This window comes from Sulfurospirillum multivorans DSM 12446 (genome assembly GCF_000568815.1).
In the GTDB taxonomy this organism is placed as follows: domain Bacteria; phylum Campylobacterota; class Campylobacteria; order Campylobacterales; family Sulfurospirillaceae; genus Sulfurospirillum; species Sulfurospirillum multivorans.
This window is the reverse complement of sequence record NZ_CP007201.1, coordinates 1,412,417-1,427,592: the sequence shown is the minus strand read 5'-3', so window position 1 is coordinate 1,427,592 and position 15,176 is coordinate 1,412,417. Positions and strand designations below refer to the sequence as shown.

The 15,176-nt window shown below is 43.4% G+C and carries 19 protein-coding genes and 1 tRNA gene; 9 read left to right on the top strand and 11 right to left on the bottom strand.

Going from position 1 to position 15,176, the window contains the following annotated elements; genetic code table 11:
• The 6 genes from dapA (at position 1) to SMUL_RS07280 (ending at position 5,344) form a co-directional block, all read left to right on the top strand.
• The gene (gene dapA / locus SMUL_RS07305; protein ID WP_025344605.1) at positions 1 to 894 is read left to right on the top strand and encodes a 4-hydroxy-tetrahydrodipicolinate synthase; all 894 of its coding nucleotides are present in this window, start codon (positions 1 to 3) and stop codon (positions 892 to 894) included.
• The gene (locus SMUL_RS07300; RefSeq protein ID WP_025344604.1) at positions 894 to 1,661 is read left to right on the top strand and encodes an enoyl-ACP reductase; all 768 of its coding nucleotides are present in this window, start codon (positions 894 to 896) and stop codon (positions 1,659 to 1,661) included. The genes dapA and SMUL_RS07300 overlap by 1 nt, the downstream gene beginning before the upstream one ends.
• Positions 1,658 to 2,200: a CDP-diacylglycerol--glycerol-3-phosphate 3-phosphatidyltransferase gene (gene pgsA, locus SMUL_RS07295; RefSeq protein WP_025344603.1), complete on the top strand. Its 543-nt coding sequence runs from the start codon at positions 1,658 to 1,660 to the stop codon at positions 2,198 to 2,200. Before SMUL_RS07300 ends, pgsA begins: the two co-directional genes overlap by 4 nt.
• A complete protein-coding gene (gene rseP, locus SMUL_RS07290; protein WP_025344602.1) occupies positions 2,200 to 3,258 on the top strand; it encodes an RIP metalloprotease RseP in 1,059 nt (352 codons plus the stop codon). Before pgsA ends, rseP begins: the two co-directional genes overlap by 1 nt.
• Entirely contained in the window at positions 3,248 to 3,925 is a 678-nt protein-coding gene (locus SMUL_RS07285; protein WP_025344601.1) for a YggS family pyridoxal phosphate-dependent enzyme, read from the top strand. The genes rseP and SMUL_RS07285 overlap by 11 nt, the downstream gene beginning before the upstream one ends.
• 144 nt (positions 3,926 to 4,069) lie before the next feature.
• Positions 4,070 to 5,344, top strand: coding sequence for a 4Fe-4S binding protein (locus tag SMUL_RS07280; RefSeq protein WP_025344600.1), 1,275 nt, complete (start codon positions 4,070 to 4,072; stop codon positions 5,342 to 5,344).
• Positions 5,345 to 5,390: 46 nt separating this feature from the next.
• Here SMUL_RS07280 and SMUL_RS07275 read toward each other — a convergent pair whose 3' ends face one another.
• Together SMUL_RS07275 and SMUL_RS07270 are read right to left on the bottom strand one after the other, a co-directional pair.
• Positions 5,391 to 6,047 (bottom strand): DUF1847 domain-containing protein, encoded by a 657-nt coding sequence (locus tag SMUL_RS07275; protein ID WP_025344599.1) that lies wholly within the window; start codon positions 6,045 to 6,047, stop codon positions 5,391 to 5,393.
• A gap of 69 nt (positions 6,048 to 6,116) precedes the next feature.
• On the bottom strand, positions 6,117 to 6,722 hold the full coding sequence (locus SMUL_RS07270) for a hypothetical protein (protein ID WP_025344598.1): 606 nt from the start codon (positions 6,720 to 6,722) through the stop codon (positions 6,117 to 6,119).
• 65 nt (positions 6,723 to 6,787) lie between these two features.
• Here SMUL_RS07270 and SMUL_RS07265 point away from each other — a divergent pair, with 65 nt between their 5' ends.
• Positions 6,788 to 7,393: a MarC family protein gene (locus SMUL_RS07265; protein WP_025344597.1), complete on the top strand. Its 606-nt coding sequence runs from the start codon at positions 6,788 to 6,790 to the stop codon at positions 7,391 to 7,393.
• Positions 7,394 to 7,414: 21 nt separating this feature from the next.
• Here SMUL_RS07265 and SMUL_RS07260 read toward each other — a convergent pair whose 3' ends face one another.
• The 4 genes from SMUL_RS07260 to SMUL_RS07245 form a co-directional block, all read right to left on the bottom strand.
• Positions 7,415 to 7,855, bottom strand: coding sequence for an ankyrin repeat domain-containing protein (locus SMUL_RS07260; protein ID WP_038533172.1), 441 nt, complete (start codon positions 7,853 to 7,855; stop codon positions 7,415 to 7,417).
• Complete coding sequence (locus tag SMUL_RS07255; RefSeq protein WP_025344595.1) at positions 7,852 to 8,349, bottom strand: thioredoxin domain-containing protein; 498 nt, start codon at positions 8,347 to 8,349, stop codon at positions 7,852 to 7,854. Before SMUL_RS07255 ends, SMUL_RS07260 begins: the two co-directional genes overlap by 4 nt.
• 110 nt (positions 8,350 to 8,459) lie before the next feature.
• On the bottom strand, positions 8,460 to 9,851 hold the full coding sequence (fumC, locus tag SMUL_RS07250; RefSeq protein ID WP_025344594.1) for a class II fumarate hydratase: 1,392 nt from the start codon (positions 9,849 to 9,851) through the stop codon (positions 8,460 to 8,462).
• 95 nt (positions 9,852 to 9,946) lie between these two features.
• Positions 9,947 to 10,819 (bottom strand): VIT1/CCC1 transporter family protein, encoded by an 873-nt coding sequence (locus SMUL_RS07245; protein WP_025344593.1) that lies wholly within the window; start codon positions 10,817 to 10,819, stop codon positions 9,947 to 9,949.
• Positions 10,820 to 10,894: 75 nt separating this feature from the next.
• On the opposite strand from SMUL_RS07245, the gene SMUL_RS07240 reads away from it, so the two are divergent.
• Both SMUL_RS07240 and SMUL_RS07235 read left to right on the top strand, forming a co-directional pair.
• Positions 10,895 to 10,969: transfer RNA gene (locus SMUL_RS07240), tRNA-Gly, on the top strand.
• Between the two features lie 16 nt (positions 10,970 to 10,985).
• The gene (locus tag SMUL_RS07235; protein ID WP_025344592.1) at positions 10,986 to 11,285 is read left to right on the top strand and encodes a hypothetical protein; all 300 of its coding nucleotides are present in this window, start codon (positions 10,986 to 10,988) and stop codon (positions 11,283 to 11,285) included.
• A gap of 60 nt (positions 11,286 to 11,345) precedes the next feature.
• On the opposite strand, the gene SMUL_RS07230 is transcribed toward SMUL_RS07235, so the two are convergent.
• The 5 genes from SMUL_RS07230 to sucD form a co-directional block, all read right to left on the bottom strand.
• On the bottom strand, positions 11,346 to 11,903 hold the full coding sequence (locus SMUL_RS07230) for a 2-oxoacid:acceptor oxidoreductase family protein (RefSeq protein WP_025344591.1): 558 nt from the start codon (positions 11,901 to 11,903) through the stop codon (positions 11,346 to 11,348).
• Positions 11,904 to 11,913: 10 nt separating this feature from the next.
• Positions 11,914 to 12,747, bottom strand: a complete 834-nt coding sequence (locus SMUL_RS07225; protein WP_025344590.1) for a 2-oxoglutarate ferredoxin oxidoreductase subunit beta — start codon at positions 12,745 to 12,747, stop codon at positions 11,914 to 11,916.
• A complete protein-coding gene (locus SMUL_RS07220; RefSeq protein ID WP_025344589.1) occupies positions 12,747 to 13,880 on the bottom strand; it encodes a 2-oxoglutarate synthase subunit alpha in 1,134 nt (377 codons plus the stop codon). The genes SMUL_RS07225 and SMUL_RS07220 overlap by 1 nt, the downstream gene beginning before the upstream one ends.
• 9 nt (positions 13,881 to 13,889) lie before the next feature.
• The gene (locus SMUL_RS07215; RefSeq protein ID WP_025344588.1) at positions 13,890 to 14,207 is read right to left on the bottom strand and encodes a 4Fe-4S dicluster domain-containing protein; all 318 of its coding nucleotides are present in this window, start codon (positions 14,205 to 14,207) and stop codon (positions 13,890 to 13,892) included.
• Between the two features lie 96 nt (positions 14,208 to 14,303).
• Positions 14,304 to 15,176: a succinate--CoA ligase subunit alpha gene (gene sucD / locus SMUL_RS07210; RefSeq protein ID WP_025344587.1), complete on the bottom strand. Its 873-nt coding sequence runs from the start codon at positions 15,174 to 15,176 to the stop codon at positions 14,304 to 14,306.

The following is a 15,176-nucleotide window of genomic DNA, read 5'->3' as shown; positions in this document are numbered from 1 at the left end:
ATGCAACAGGCGTTACTAGGAGCGATGACCGCGCTTATCACTCCGTTTAAAAATGGAAAACTCGATGAAGTTCAATACGCAAAACTGATAGAAAGACAGATTAAAAATGGCATCGACGTTGTTGTTCCTGTAGGAACGACTGGAGAGAGTGCAACACTGGATCATGACGAACACCGTCGCTGTATCGAAATAGCCGTTGATGTCTGTTCACACAGCGATGTTAAAGTGCTCGCAGGGGCTGGAAGCAATGCAACGCATGAAGCGATTGGTTTGGCAAAATTTGCCCAAGCCCATGGCGCACACGGCATTCTCTCCGTCACACCATACTATAATAAACCAACGCAAGAGGGGCTGTTTCAGCACTACAAAGCGATTTCGGGTTCTGTAGATATTCCTGTGCTGTTGTACAATGTTCCAGGACGAACAGGGTGTGATTTACTTCCCGATACCATCTTTAGACTTTTTGAAGCCTGCCCCAATATTTACGGGGTAAAAGAAGCCACAGGTTCGATTGATCGTTGTGTTGATTTGCTCGCACACCAACCCAAACTTTCCGTTTTTAGCGGTGAAGATGCGATTAACTACCCTATTCTCTCCAATGGTGGATCAGGCGTTATTTCAGTTACGTCCAATATCTTGCCTGACCAAATTGCAGAGCTCACGCATTTAGCACTCAAAGGTGATTTTCATGGTGCAAAAGCCATCAATGACTCACTCTATGAGATCAATAAAACACTTTTTTGTGAGAGTAACCCTATTCCGATTAAAGCGGCGATGTACATTGCAGGATTATTGGAGAGCTTAGAGTACCGCTTACCCCTGTGCGCACCGAGTAATGAGAACATGAAACGTATTGAAAATACGCTCAAAAAATATACGATCAAAGGATTTTAATGAAGGGAAAAACACTTGTCATTAGTGGCGGTACGAGAGGTATCGGACAAGCTATTGTGTATGAATTTGCCAGAGCGGGTGTAAATATTGCGTTTACCTATAACTCCAATGAAGAGATTGCAATGGAGCAAGTCAAAGATTTGGAGGCAAACTATGGCATTAAAGCCAGAGCCTACGCCCTTAATATCTTAGAGCCAGAGACCTATAAAGACCTCTTTTTAGAGATCGATAAAGAGTTTGATCGTGTCGATTATTTTATCTCCAATGCCATCATCTCGGGGCGCCCTGCTGTCGGCGGATACACGAAGTTCATGAAACTCAAACCTCGTGGTATTAACAACATTTTCACCGCAACTGTTAATGCTTTTGTTGTGGGAGCACAAGAATCCGCCAAACGTATGGAAAAAGTGGGTGGCGGAAGCATCATCTCTCTCTCCTCTACGGGCAATCTGGTTTACATCGAAAACTATGCAGGTCATGGTACCGCCAAAGCGGCGGTTGAGACGATGGTACGTTACGCCGCAGCGGAACTTGGCTGTAAAGGCATTCGTGTCAATGCGGTCAGCGGTGGCCCCATCGAAACCGATGCTTTGAGAGCGTTTACCAACTACGAAGAGGTACGTGATGTTACCGCAAAACTCTCTCCTTTGGGACGCATGGGTCAACCACAAGACCTAGCGGGTGCATGTCTGTTTCTCTGTTCAGATAAAGCTTCGTGGATCACAGGGCATACCATGCTTATTGATGGTGGAACGACGTTTAAATGATGAACCTACCTAACGCACTTGCAAGCATGAGGATCGCCTTAGCACCCCTTATGTTTATTTTTTTAGTCAATCGCGATTTGAGTCTCTTTTCAGGTTTACATGTAAGCTGGATAGACTATTTTGCGACACTCATTTTTGTCATCGCAAGTGCGACGGACTTTTTTGATGGCTACATCGCACGCAATTGGAATCAAAAAACACAACTCGGTGCTATTTTAGATCCATTGGCCGATAAAATGCTCACTCTAGCCGCTTTTTTAGGACTAATGATGATCGATCGTGCTAATCCTTGGGCGATTTTTCTCATCCTCACACGTGAATTTTTCATCACAGGACTTCGTGTGGCTGCGATGGGTGAAGGCAAAGACATTGCAGCCAGTATGGCGGGCAAAGTCAAAACCGTTCTTCAGATGATCGCCATTGGTTTTTTAATGATGAACTGGCCATATGCGAACCTCCTTTTGTGGGCAGCTGTGGCACTGACACTTTACTCTGGCTATGAATACATCATCGGCTATACCAAAAAAGGAACCAATTAATGGGAACACTTACCTCCATTCTGGTTCTCTCGTTTCTCATTTTTTTCCACGAATTGGGTCACTTTTTAGCGGCACGTTTTTTTGGCGTGCATGTCGAAGTTTTTAGCATTGGATTTGGCAAAAAAGTCTTCACAAAAGTGGTTGGAAAGACGGAGTATTGCCTTTCTCTCATTCCTCTAGGCGGTTACGTGCAGATGAAAGGACAAGACGATCGCGATCCAACCAAAATCAGTTATGACGCCGATAGCTACACGACCAAAACGCCATGGAAGCGCATCATCATCCTTTTTGCAGGTCCCTTTGCAAATTTCTTACTCGCCTTCTTACTTTTCATCGCCATTGGCTCCATGGGTGTTACCAAATTTGCTCCGATTATTGGTCAAATTAGCCCAAGCTCACCCGCACTTGAAGCAGGTCTTCAAGAAAATGACCGCATTGTGATGATCAACGGCACGCTCATTGAGGCGTGGGATGAAGTGAGTCAGCTGATCCAAGAGAGCACGAGCAAACTCGAAGTCAAAATCGAGCGTTTAGGCAGTGTCCAAACTCTTCTTTTAACCCCAAAAATCAATGAATACCAAAATATGTTTGGCGAGACCAAACAGAAAAAGATGATCGGCATTGCACCGAGTGGAAAAACAATGGAAGTCGTCTATGGCATCAGCGAACTTCCAAACTTTGCGTGGGAACAGACGGTTAAATCAACCACGCTTATTTTGACCAGTCTTCAAAAATTGATCGAAGGCGTTGTCTCTCCCAAAGAGTTAGGTGGCATCATCTCTATCGTTCAAGTCACGTCTGAAGCGAGTGCCGCGGGTCTTGTCGCACTTTTTGCGTTAACAGCGCTTATTTCAGTCAACCTTGGCGTGCTCAATCTTTTGCCGATTCCTGCCCTTGATGGCGGGCACATTATGTTCAATCTGTACGAGCTTATTACTAAACGAGCACCGAGCGAGCGGGTTCTTACCAGTATGACAACCGCGGGATGGATGTTGCTTTTAAGCCTGATGGCATTGAGCATTTTTAATGATATTTACAGGCTAACCAATGGAAGCTAAAAATTTCGTAACCACACTGGATGAAATTCTCACACGCGTTGAAAAAGCGCGTTTGAGTGTCGATCAACACCTGATTGTGAAGATCGTTGCGGCGAGTAAAAGTGCCGATCCTTCGATGATCGAAGCCATGTATAACGCAGGGCAACGCTGTTTTGGCGAAAATAAAATCCAAGACATGAGTGACAAAGTTCATGCACTCGCTCATCTTCCACTCGAATGGCATTTTATCGGGCGTTTACAAACCAATAAAATCAATCAGCTCATCGACTTAGAGCCTTCGTTAATGCACTCTCTAAGCTCCTTAGAACTCGCGCAAGAGATCGACAAACGTTTACATGTAAAGAATAAAACAATGAATGTTTTACTTCAAATCAACAGTGCGTATGAAGAGCAAAAAGCGGGTGTTATGCCTGAAGAGGCAGTAGAAGTGTATGAACAAATCGCGCTTACATGTAAACACCTTCAACTTAAAGGTGTCATGAGCATTGGCGCGCATAGCGAAGAGACTGCTATCATTCAAAAGAGTTTTGAAACCACCCATAAAATTTTTGAATCACTCCAAGGTCATGGTGCAAAATACTGTTCTATGGGCATGAGTGGGGATTTTGAACTTGCCATCGCTTGTGGGTCAAATATGGTTCGTTTAGGAAGTATCCTATTTAAATAGAGTTCTTTACAGAACTCTTAACACGCTTTTAAAGCAAAGCTTCTTAAGCTACGTTAACACTGGGTTTTCCTCAGCGGAAAGCTCACGCACCCTTGGCGCTTTTATTTAAATAAGTTCTCTACCTTTTTTAAAGGAGATGATCACATGTCACACCTCACTTCACGAGAAGGTTACACGCACCTCATTGAGCGGCTCAACCACTTTCCTTTGGGTGCGCCTCCCTCTCAAACCCTCCATAAAATTCTAAGCCTTCTTTTTACGCCCAAAGAAGCCGAACTTGTTGCTCTCCTTCCCATCAAACCTTTTAAAGCAGAAATCGCCGCGCAAAGCTGGAGCGTCAGTGTTTTGGAAGCCCACAAAATACTCGATACACTCTGTTCCAAAGCACTTTTGATCGATATTGAACAAGAGGGAAGTTCTACCTATGTGCTCCCTCCTCCGATGGCTGGTTTTTTTGAGTTTAGCTTGATGCGCACAGGCGGACATGTTGATCAAAAATTGATCTCAGAACTTTTTTACCAATACCTCAGTGTTGAAGAGGAGTTCATCAAAGCGCTCTTTACGGGTGAAACCAAACCAGGGCGTACTTTTGTCAATGAAAATGCGCTCTCGCCTCAAAACAGTCTGTATGTGCTTGATTATGAGCGTGCTTCGCATATCATTGAGAGTTCTAAATTTATGGGTGTGGGACTCTGTTATTGTCGTCATAAAAAGCAACATTTAGGAACGGCTTGTGATGCTCCGCTGGAGATTTGTATGACGTTTGGTCACACAGCACACTCGCTCTCCAAACATGGCTATACAAGGCTCGTAGAAAAAAGCGAAGGGTTAGAACTTTTAGAGCAAGCCAGAGAATATAAACTGGTGCAATTTGGTGAAAATGCACAAAATGGGGTCAATTTTATCTGCAATTGTTGCAGCTGTTGTTGCGAAGCACTCACCGCCGCGCGCCGTTTTGCCTTTTTAAATCCCGTAGAAACCACCAATTTTTTACCCCAAATGGATCTTATTACATGTCATGGTTGTAGCCAATGTGCTCAAGCCTGTCCCGTAGAGGCTATCTCAATGGTTTCAGCACACGATCCGCAAAAGCCAAAGAGACTAAAAGCTACGTTAGATGAGAGTCGCTGTTTGGGTTGCGGTATTTGTGTTACTGCATGCAAAGATCATGTCATCTCTTTAAAAGAGCGTGCTAAACGCATCATTACCCCCGTTAACGCTGCGCATAAAACAGTGATGATGGCGATAGAGCGAGGGAAACTGCAAGATCTTATTTTTGATAACCACGCACTCTGGAATCACCGCGCAATGGCAGCAATTTTGGGCGTGCTGCTTAAACTTCCACCCATCAAACAGATCATGGCAAGTGAGCAGATCAAATCGCGTTATTTTGCAAAACTTTTGGCGGATATTAAATAATAAGAGAATACAAATTCTAGGTACTCTCCTCTTTACATGTAAAAAATTAATACTCTTTTGGACTGAGTAACTTTTTATAGTAAGTACCTGTAGTGTAGAGTGCTGCAACAGGATTGTGCCCTAAAACACGATCTTTTACGACAAGATAGGTTGTCGTCGCTTTGGCGTATTTGATAAACAGTGAATCGTGCCCGACACACAACCCCATAATGACATTGAGATCCGTCTTGGCTTTGTTTAAATACTTGGCTTGAAGGACAGGATTGCACATCGGCTCAAACGTATTAGGGCGAATTTTTTGCTCTTCTTTGAGTCCTATTTCGCATTTATCGCGTGAGCCTACTTTACAGATTGCCATAAAAACATCAAAGCCATTGACTTTGAGAATCTCAGCAAAAATTTTAGACTCAGCCGCTAATCCAACACACGAAGCTATGCCAATCTTTTTAGCACCAATGCGTCTTGCAAAAGCAAGTATCTCTTCGACACGTGTGAGTTGTCCATAATACTCACCCTCAATGTCAGCCGCCGCCATGGCAATTTTGCGGTCAATCCCCTCTTCTTGGTAGCACTCAAGAGACTCTTCGAGCATATCCTCATCAACATTGGTCGTCAAACAAAACTTAGGGTAACGGCTCTCGTGTTTATGGCAGTTCAGCGTTCCACACTCAGCACAACTGAGCTCTTTTTCATCTTTATTCATTGTCTAAACCTTTAGAATTTATAATGACAATTATAACGTAAACGAAAGACTAAAATTGACCGTTTAGGGTTACATGTAAAGATATTTGCCATAAAGGCTCAGGTAAACCCCAAGTAACTCTTTCAGTCCTTGACTCAGCAAAGCGTTTTCTTCTTCGTTAAAGAGAAATTCCAAAAGCTTCACATGTAAAGATTCTCCAAAAACCACTAACCGCTCTGGTGTGAAGTTTTGCACATCTTCTTTACCTAAGACAAAAAATAGCGCAAGGGCGCGATTGAGTCCTGACACATAGGCTAAAAGGTTTTCATAGATGCTTTTTTCCACGGGTTCGAGTTGGGAAAGAAAAAGGTCTAATGAGACGTTCAAAAACCCTTTCTTTTTAGGAAAATTGACGCTTAACAGTGTCATAAAAAGGCTTTTCTTAGCTTCTTGCAGTGGTTTAGGAAGAGCAGACTCAAAAGCAGCATCTAGCGCTTTTGTTCCCTCAATAAAGCCAGAAGGAGCACAAAACCCTTGTCGGGACATTAAAGCGCTGATCTGTACTTGCGTAAATTTAGTGGGCGTGTAAAGCTCTAAGGAAGTAAGGTTTTGCACTAGTAATTCATAAAAAGCGCGTTCTTGTTCGCCTTGACTTTTGGCTAAATATTCGGTTAGGTAAAGGATCTCTTTTTTCATGCCTCCATTCTGCCAAAGCGCAACTGAAAAAGTGCTATAATGCCAACTCTTTTTAAGGAGACACCATGATTCACCTCTCTGCTTTTTTTGCGATTTATGTCAAATTCTTTTTTATTATGACGCCCTTTTTTGTCACGACCATCTTTTTGTCGATGACCAAAGGGATCAGTGAAAGTGACAAAAGACGCCTTGCAATCAAAGTAACCTTGGCGATTGCGATCAGCTGTATGATTATTCTCTTTTTTGGCAAATACATTTTTGAACTTTTTGGCATAACGCTGGATGCGTTTCGCATTGGGGCGGGCGCACTTTTGTTTCTTACCGCTGTTGATTTGGTGCAAAAAGATGTCAATGCTGAGCCTACATGTAAAGCTGACATCCTCAAACATGCCGTTGTGCCTTTGGCGATTCCCGTCACCGTAGGACCTGGAACCGTGGGTGCGCTGATGGTTATGGGTGCCGATATGGAGGGTATTGAAGACTTGGTGCTTGGTTCAAGCGCACTGTTAGGAGCGATTTTTAGCATTGGTGTGTTGCTCTATCTCTCTGGGCACATCGAACGACTGATCGGGCGAACAGGACTGATCGTGTTTAGTAAAGTCACAGGGCTTGTGCTCTCAGCACTTTCGGCGCAACTCATCTTTACAGGCATTAAAAACTTTTTACACTAACCTTTACATGTAACGCTCTGTTTACGAGATGCTTGCTTTGAGCATCTTGTAAATAGTAGGCGTACTCGCAAGATCGATCGCTTTAAAATCATCCAAATTAGCGATGGTTGTATCGGCATGAAAGTCTAATAAAAGCCGTGTCATCGCCTCTTTTCCTGAACTAGCACAGTACATTAACGCCGTTACGCCATTGTCATTTTGGCTGTTGAGCTCAATGCCCGCTTTCACCAAAAGCTCTACACAGGTAAAATCCCCACCAAAACAGGCATTCCAAATGGCGGTATTGCCATCGATATTTCTAAGTTCCAGATCCACACCTGCTTCAATGAGTTCCGTAGTCACAGCCGCATTGCCTTCGCGCACCGCTTTCATCAGGGCAGAATTGCCATACTTGCCAACGAGATTGAGATCATTTGCATCGTACCCATTGGAAGAGAGCCAAAACAGGGTTTGCTCACTCATGCGCCCATCCAATTTTCGTGCACATGCCCTTTTTTCTTAAAATGGATCGCTTCATGAAGCTTCGTCTCAAACATCTCAAGGTCAAACGCATCTTCAACATCGCTCGTGATCTCTTTGTAGACAAATTGACCATCTTTATTGATGATGAAGATAGATTTTGCACAGAGTGTTTCATCGATGTAGACACCAAATTTTTTGGTGAACTCCTCAAAATCAACCGAAGTACAGGCAGGATTGATTGATTGATCTAACGGCTGTGGACCGATAAAGTAGATAAACGCTTGTTCGTGGTATTTTTGTGTGATCTCAAAAAGTGCGGGGCTTAGAGAATCGTGATACGGCAAGGTGATCATCACTTGAACTTTGGTTGCCAACATACCGATGACTTTGCTTTCGCCACTTTGCATGGTAAGGCTGATAGCAGGAGCTTCGGTGCCCATTTTTCGCTCATTTTTAAGTAAGGGTTTACTGATACCTTTAACGATTGTTTCCAAGAGAACTCCTTGAAGATTTTAAGGAGTTTATGCAAAAGCCATACCATGCGTCACAAAAGTGTTACATGTAAAGCGTAGCGACCGCATTTTGATCGCTACGTGTCTCATTTTTACGCTTTGGGGTGAATCATCTCTGAGGGAATCACATAACGATCAAACTCTTCAGAGGTTAAAAGTGAGAGTTTGATGCATGCTTCTTTGAGGCTGAGATGCTCTTTGTGTGCGAGCTTGGCAACTTTAGCGGCGTTTTCATAGCCGATGTACGGATTGAGTGCCGTGACCAGCATCAACGAATTTTGAAGGTTGGATGCGATCTTCTCACTGTTGGCTTCAATGCCTTCCACGCAATGAATCCGAAACGACTCCATCACATCGCCTAACAGCCTGACCTGTTGCAAGAAATTGAGGATGATGACGGGTTTAAAGACATTGAGCTCAAAGTTACCTTGGCTTGCCCCAAATGCAATCGCCGTATCGGCACCAAACACTTGGCATGCAACCATCGTCACTGCTTCGGCTTGCGTAGGGTTCACTTTGCCTGGCATGATGGAGCTTCCTGGCTCATTCTCAGGAATGTTCAGCTCACCAATGCCACACCGTGGACCCGAAGCGAGCCATCTGATGTCATTGGCGATTTTCATCAAGTTCGCCGCTAGTCCTTTGTTTGCACCACTGGCAAAAACGAGCGCATCATGCGACGTTAAGGCGTGAAATTTATTGGGAGAAGAGACAAAGGTTTTGCCTGTGAGTTTCGTAAGCTCTTCACTGACAAATTCGCTCAGTTTTGGATGCGCGTTGATGCCCGTGCCCACAGCCGTTCCGCCGATGGCAAGCTCGCGCAAGGATTGAAGCGCTAAGAGAATGTGTGAAGAAGAGTGCTCCAACATACTACGATAGCCACTAAACTCTTGCCCCAATGTAAGTGGTGTCGCATCTTGCAGGTGCGTTCGACCTATTTTGATGATGCCAGCAAACTCTTTTTCTTTGGCTTCCAGTGTCTCTTTGAGCTTTTCTAAAGAAGGAAGCAGTTGCTCTTCGATTTCGATGACACTGGCGATGTGCATGGCTGTGGGGAAGGTGTCGTTAGAGCTTTGAGACATATTGACATGGTCGTTGGGGTGAATGAGTTTCTCTTTTCTAAAATCGCCTCCTAATATTTCTGTCGCGCGATTAGCAATGACTTCGTTCAGGTTCATATTGGTCTGTGTGCCACTGCCCGTTTGCCAGATGGCGAGGGGAAATTCACCGTCAAATTTACCTGCAAGAATCTCATCGCATGCTTGGATGATAGCGCCTGCTTTTTTGGCATCGAGTTTGTTTAGCTTTTGATTGACCGTGGCTAAAGAGCGTTTGAGTAGTGCAAAGGCGCGAATAAGCTCTTTGGGCATCTTCTCTGTGCCGATTTTAAAGTTCTCCAAACTACGCTCTGTTTGAGCTCCCCAGTAACGCTCATTGGGAACTTTGATCTCACCCATAGTGTCTTTTTCGATTCTATAATCCATAATGACTCCTTGATTTCATTTCATTCATTATGGCACAGCGGAGTTTGAAAAAAATAGCACTTTTTAAATTACATGTAAAACCTAATCTAGCTTTTTTAGATCTCAATGCCAAAGTAATGTTTGACCACATAACCGATGCCAAACGAGATAAGGGCAACCCCAAAGGTGATGTAAGACATCTCACGCACCCGTTTCCAAAAGGACAAATCTTTGGCAACGGAGATGTAAAAATTATAGAGAAAAATTGCCACAAGTGCGGAACCAAACATCCAAATAATGGCAATAGAGATTTTCTCAAAGATGAAAAAAGGTGCGACTAAAATGGCGGTTGTTAAAATATACGAAACACCTGTGTACAGTGAATAGGTCAAAGGATTCACATCATCACCGACATTTTCCTTGGACTCCAAATAAGCAGACCCAGCCATTGAAAGCGAGGCGGCAATGCCCATAATAAGTCCCGTAACTCCCACCACCATGCTTTTATCAAACGCTAATGCAATGCCGCTCAGCGTGCCCGTAAGTTCGACTAAGGCATCGTTCATTCCCAAAACAATCGCACCTGCGTAAAGCAGTTTTTTGTCATGCAACATGTCGATAAGCTCTATTTCATGGTGAATCTCTTGCTCATAAATCTCTTGTGCTTTGGGGTCAGTGAGTATGAGCTCTTTGTAAAATGCCTTCGCACCCTCCTCGCGTCCCTCTAAAAATTTGAGCGTAAACGAGATGCCCACAATTTTTGAAAGGAAAAGATAGAACAAAACGACATAACGGCGAGGTTGAAGTTCTTGATGCGTGTAGGTTTTCAGATACGTGTAGTGCCCTTGCTCTTCTTTGGCAATTTTGCGAAAAATGGTTTGATTGGATTTATTTTTATCGGAAAGAGAAAGCATTGAATAGATCGTAAAATCGTCTATCTCATTTTGCTGTTGCTTCAATGCTTTGTTTACATGTAACGTATGTGCCATCACGACTCCTTTGGATTTTCTACCGAATTATACTCCTCTTAAGCGTTTCCTATGCTATAATGCCTGCTTGAAAATGCGGGTGTAACTCATTGGTAGAGTGTTAGCTTCCCAAGCTGAAAGTAGCGAGTCCGATTCTCGTCACCCGCTCCACATCACAAGGTTTCCTTTGAAAGAAAAATTCCAAAAAATCGCACGCCATCCTGCCACACAAAAAGCCCTCATGGATATGAAACCCAAAAAAACACTCTGGGGCATTGTAGGCGTCATACTCTTTTTTATCGCTCCTGAGATCATCGCTTATTTTTATGCCACTGACATTGTCCATTTTGCTCAAAATGGTTTATCAATGCACCCAACAACGCTTGAAAGCTACAACTACGAACTGCTCATCTATCTCTTTGAAGATGGTATGAGTTGGTTTAATCTTGGCTTTGGTGTGGTTTTACTCGTGTGGTTATTTTTCTAAAATAGTTTTACATGTAAAGCAGTAAGCTCTTCGGGTTATGATCCCGAAGAGCTTGAAGTTTTAAAGTGTAGCGAGTGCTTCTTTGGCGTATTTGACACCCAATTCATACGCTTTATTATTGGCGACATGAACTTTTTCAGGCACTTTGGAGAGCATAACTTCGCGTACCAAGTCGTGTGCTAGTACTTGTGTCATCTCGACTGTAATGGCAAGTGCAACGACAGATTGGGTGATAACATTACCAACCTCTTCTTTGGCGATCGTGATAATAGGAATTTCAATGATCTTCCATTTTTTACGATCTTCTTCGTTGACGGTTACCAAGTTTGGCTCAACAACAATGATACCACCGGGTTTGACACCATTTTTGAAGTGATTGAAACTCACTTGCGCCGTAGCGATCATAAACTCAATTTCACCCTCATTGGCGTAAGGAAAAAGGATTTCGCTCTCATCGAGTAAAATGTCAACTTTTGTTGGACCTCCGCGTACTTGAGAGGTATAGGTTGAAGCTTTGACGCCATAACCGCCCTCTTTGATTTTTGCAACCGCTAAAATTTCACCCGCCAAGATAACACCCTGACCACCTACACCTACGAAACGTAATTGTCTTCTCATCAGGGGCTCCTTATAGCACAACGGTTGTTTTATTTTGTGCAGCATAAATGACTTTGTCATACGCTTCACAGTATTCGAGTTTGCCCTCTTCTTGCTTGAGGATGCCTGTTGGGAATTTATCCACACGCTCTTCTTCACTGAGGAGTTCAAATTTATTTTTACCGACAATACGGTTTTCAATCCACTCAAGGTTTTGTACCGCTTCGCCCATTTTATTTTTACGTCCAAGGTTGATGTGACAATTTGAGAACACATCAAAGAAAGAGTACCCTTTATGCGTAAAGCCTGCAACAAACATCTTTTCCAATTTTTGTGGATCAAGGACTGACTCACGCGCAACAAAGGTAGCGCCTGCAGCATCGGCTAATTTGGCAGCATCAAAGGTTGGATCGACATTACCGTAATTTGCCGTTGATGTCCAAAACCCTTGTGGTGTCGTTGGGCTGGTTTGTGAGTTGGTCAAACCGTAAATAAAGTTGTTGATCAAAATATGATTCAGATCGATATTTCTTCGGCAACCATGAATCGTATGATTACCACCGATTGCAAGACCATCGCCATCGCCTGTGACAACAATGACATGTTTTTCAGGGTTCGCAAGTTTGATACCTGTGGCATACGCAATCGCGCGACCATGCGTTGTATGGACTGTGTTACAGTCGATGTAAGAGCTAAAACGTCCGCTACACCCAATACCTGAAACGATGCACACATCGTTCATATCCCAACCCATTTTATCGATGGCACGAATAACGGATTTTAAAATAACACCATCACCACAACCCCAACACCATAAGGTTGGCATTTTATCTACACGTAGATATTTATCGTAATTAAATGCCATTACATCATCTCCTTAACTTTAGCAACCATTTCAAGTGGAGCGATTGGACGACCGTTTGCTTTGTGCAGTGTCGCAAAATCATCTCGTTTCATAACGCGCTGAATCTCTTCTAAGTATTGTCCCATATTGAGTTCTGTTACCATGATCTTCTTAAATTTCTTACCGATCTCTTGAAGCTTAGCAACAGGACTTGGCCAGAGCGTAATCGGTCTAAACAGACCCGCTTTGATGCCATCATTTCGAAGTTTCATTACCGCTTCTTTAGCACCACGGCTAATGCTTCCGTATGCAATAATACAGACATCAGCATCATCCAGCATAAACTCTTCGTAATGGACAAGATCTTCTGATTTGGTATTGATTTTATTGACCAGACGCTCGATGTTGTACTCACAAATCGCGCCATCTTCCGTTGGAAAGCCCATTTCACCATGGTGCAAACCTGTGACGTGGTAATGATACCCTTTAAAGAAAGGATTGAGTACGGCTGGCTCAGTTGGGCCTGCGGCATAAGGTTTGTAGTCTTTTGGATCGCCTGTAAATTCAGCACGTTTGACAACGCTTTTTTCAACCTCTGCAAGATCAGGAAGCATCGCTTTTCCGTGCATGTGTCCTAACGTTTCATCTAAAAGAACAAAAACGGGAGTCATGTATTTTTCAGCGATATTAAATGCTCTAATCGTCTCAGTGTACGCTTCTTCAAGACTGCCTGGACAGAGTGAAATAGAGGCAAAATCACCGTGTGTTGGGTACTTTGCTTGACCAATGTCGGCTTGAGAAACACGTGTTGGAAGACCCGTTGAAGGGCCACCACGCATAACGTTGACGATCACCAAAGGAACTTCGGTGATAAAGCTGTAACCAATTTGCTCCGCTTTGAGTGAAATACCAGGACCTGATGAGGCTGTCATCGACTTTGTTCCACTCATAGAAGCGCCAAGGGCGACACAGATACCTGCGATTTCATCTTCCATTTGAATAAACTTTCCACCCACACGTGGAAGAAGTTTGCTTAAATCCTCTGCAATTTCACTTGAAGGCGTAATAGGATAGCCTCCAAAAAATTTACATCCACATTCTACTGCCGCTTTTGCTACTAAGGCATTGCCGCTTGATATTACTTCTCTTGCCATCAATGATCCTTATTCGCTCAGTTTTCTAAATTTATTTTGTTTGACTTTCTCGGCTCTCTCTTTAGAGGTTTCAGAAAGTTTTGCAAACTTAAATTCGCTTTTATCCGCTACGTAAATAGCAAAATCAGGACAATGTAATTCACAATCCCGACATCCAATACAGGCATCTGGAACAACAACCTCTATCATCGAACCCAGTGTCGAATTGGGTGCTTGAACCATTGCTAAAACACCTGCTGGACACATACTGACACAAATATCACAAGCTTTACACCTGGAGACATTAACCCATACTGGTGTATTACTTGGAGCGGTAATTAAACCCATTCTTCTCTCTCCTTATCCTAAATCTTTTCGTTGCAATTATCTTTTAATAGTGGCTAGATTGTACAATAGAGCACCATCTAGCTCACTTAATCATTATTATTTTTTCAAAACTTCAGCTATCTTTTTTCCAATTTCAGCAGGAGATTTTACAACGTGTACGCCTGCATTGCTCAGCGCTTCCATCTTCTCCGCTGCTGTTCCTGCACTGCCACTCACAATTGCACCTGCATGGCCCATACGTTTACCTTTGGGCGCACTTTGACCTGCGATAAAGGCAACAACAGGTTTTTTGATGTGCTCTTGAATATATTTGGCAGCTTGGATTTCAAGATCACCTCCGATTTCACCGATCATGACAATCGCTTCAGTCTCAGAGTCTGCTTCAAACATGCCAAGAAGTTGAATGTAAGAGAGTCCAATAATAGGATCGCCTCCAATACCAACGGCCGTCGTAATGCCAAAGCCTTCGTTACAGACTTGGTTCGCACCTTCATAGGTCAATGTGCCTGATTTACTGATCAGTCCGATGTTGCCCTTTTTGAAGATGGAGCCTGGCATAATGCCGATCTTACACTCTTCTGCAGTGATAATACCTGGGCAGTTAGGTCCAATGGTTTTCATCCCTTTTTTAACGGCGTACGCTTTAGCTCTTTGCATGTCACGTACGGGTGAACCCTCTGTAATAATTACCGCCAATTCAATGCCCGCATCGGCTGCTTCTAAGACAGCATCACCCACAAAGGCAGGTGGAACAAATACCATACTCACGGTTGCGCCTGTTACCACAACGGCTTCACGAACGGTATTAAATACGGGTTGACCCAAATGCTCTGTGCCACCTTTACCTGGTGTTACACCACCGACTATTTTCGTACCGTATGCTAAACATTGTTCCGCATGAAAACTACCCTCTTTGCCCGTAAAACCTTGAACGATTACTTTTGTATTTTTGTCAATCAATATGCTCAT

Excerpts from the sequence above, each read along its gene's own strand:
- SMUL_RS07270 (WP_025344598.1), bottom strand. The coding sequence starts at position 6,722 with ATGAAAAAAGAGATCCTTTACCTAACCGAATATTTAGCCAAAAGTCAA.
- SMUL_RS07230 (WP_025344591.1), bottom strand. The coding sequence starts at position 11,903 with ATGAGAAGACAATTACGTTTCGTAGGTGTAGGTGGTCAGGGTGTTATC.
- SMUL_RS07265 (WP_025344597.1), top strand. The coding sequence starts at position 6,788 with ATGATTCACCTCTCTGCTTTTTTTGCGATTTATGTCAAATTCTTTTTT.
- dapA (WP_025344605.1), top strand. The coding sequence starts at position 1 with ATGCAACAGGCGTTACTAGGAGCGATGACCGCGCTTATCACTCCGTTT.
- pgsA (WP_025344603.1), top strand. The coding sequence starts at position 1,658 with ATGATGAACCTACCTAACGCACTTGCAAGCATGAGGATCGCCTTAGCA.
- SMUL_RS07260 (WP_038533172.1), bottom strand. The coding sequence starts at position 7,855 with ATGAGTGAGCAAACCCTGTTTTGGCTCTCTTCCAATGGGTACGATGCA.
- SMUL_RS07245 (WP_025344593.1), bottom strand. The coding sequence starts at position 10,819 with ATGGCACATACGTTACATGTAAACAAAGCATTGAAGCAACAGCAAAAT.
- SMUL_RS07220 (WP_025344589.1), bottom strand. The coding sequence starts at position 13,880 with ATGGCAAGAGAAGTAATATCAAGCGGCAATGCCTTAGTAGCAAAAGCG.
- SMUL_RS07285 (WP_025344601.1), top strand. The coding sequence starts at position 3,248 with ATGGAAGCTAAAAATTTCGTAACCACACTGGATGAAATTCTCACACGC.
- SMUL_RS07300 (WP_025344604.1), top strand. The coding sequence starts at position 894 with ATGAAGGGAAAAACACTTGTCATTAGTGGCGGTACGAGAGGTATCGGA.
- rseP (WP_025344602.1), top strand. The coding sequence starts at position 2,200 with ATGGGAACACTTACCTCCATTCTGGTTCTCTCGTTTCTCATTTTTTTC.
- SMUL_RS07225 (WP_025344590.1), bottom strand. The coding sequence starts at position 12,747 with ATGGCATTTAATTACGATAAATATCTACGTGTAGATAAAATGCCAACC.
- sucD (WP_025344587.1), bottom strand. The coding sequence starts at position 15,176 with ATGAGCATATTGATTGACAAAAATACAAAAGTAATCGTTCAAGGTTTT.
- fumC (WP_025344594.1), bottom strand. The coding sequence starts at position 9,851 with ATGGATTATAGAATCGAAAAAGACACTATGGGTGAGATCAAAGTTCCC.
- SMUL_RS07280 (WP_025344600.1), top strand. The coding sequence starts at position 4,070 with ATGTCACACCTCACTTCACGAGAAGGTTACACGCACCTCATTGAGCGG.
- SMUL_RS07215 (WP_025344588.1), bottom strand. The coding sequence starts at position 14,207 with ATGGGTTTAATTACCGCTCCAAGTAATACACCAGTATGGGTTAATGTC.
- SMUL_RS07275 (WP_025344599.1), bottom strand. The coding sequence starts at position 6,047 with ATGAATAAAGATGAAAAAGAGCTCAGTTGTGCTGAGTGTGGAACGCTG.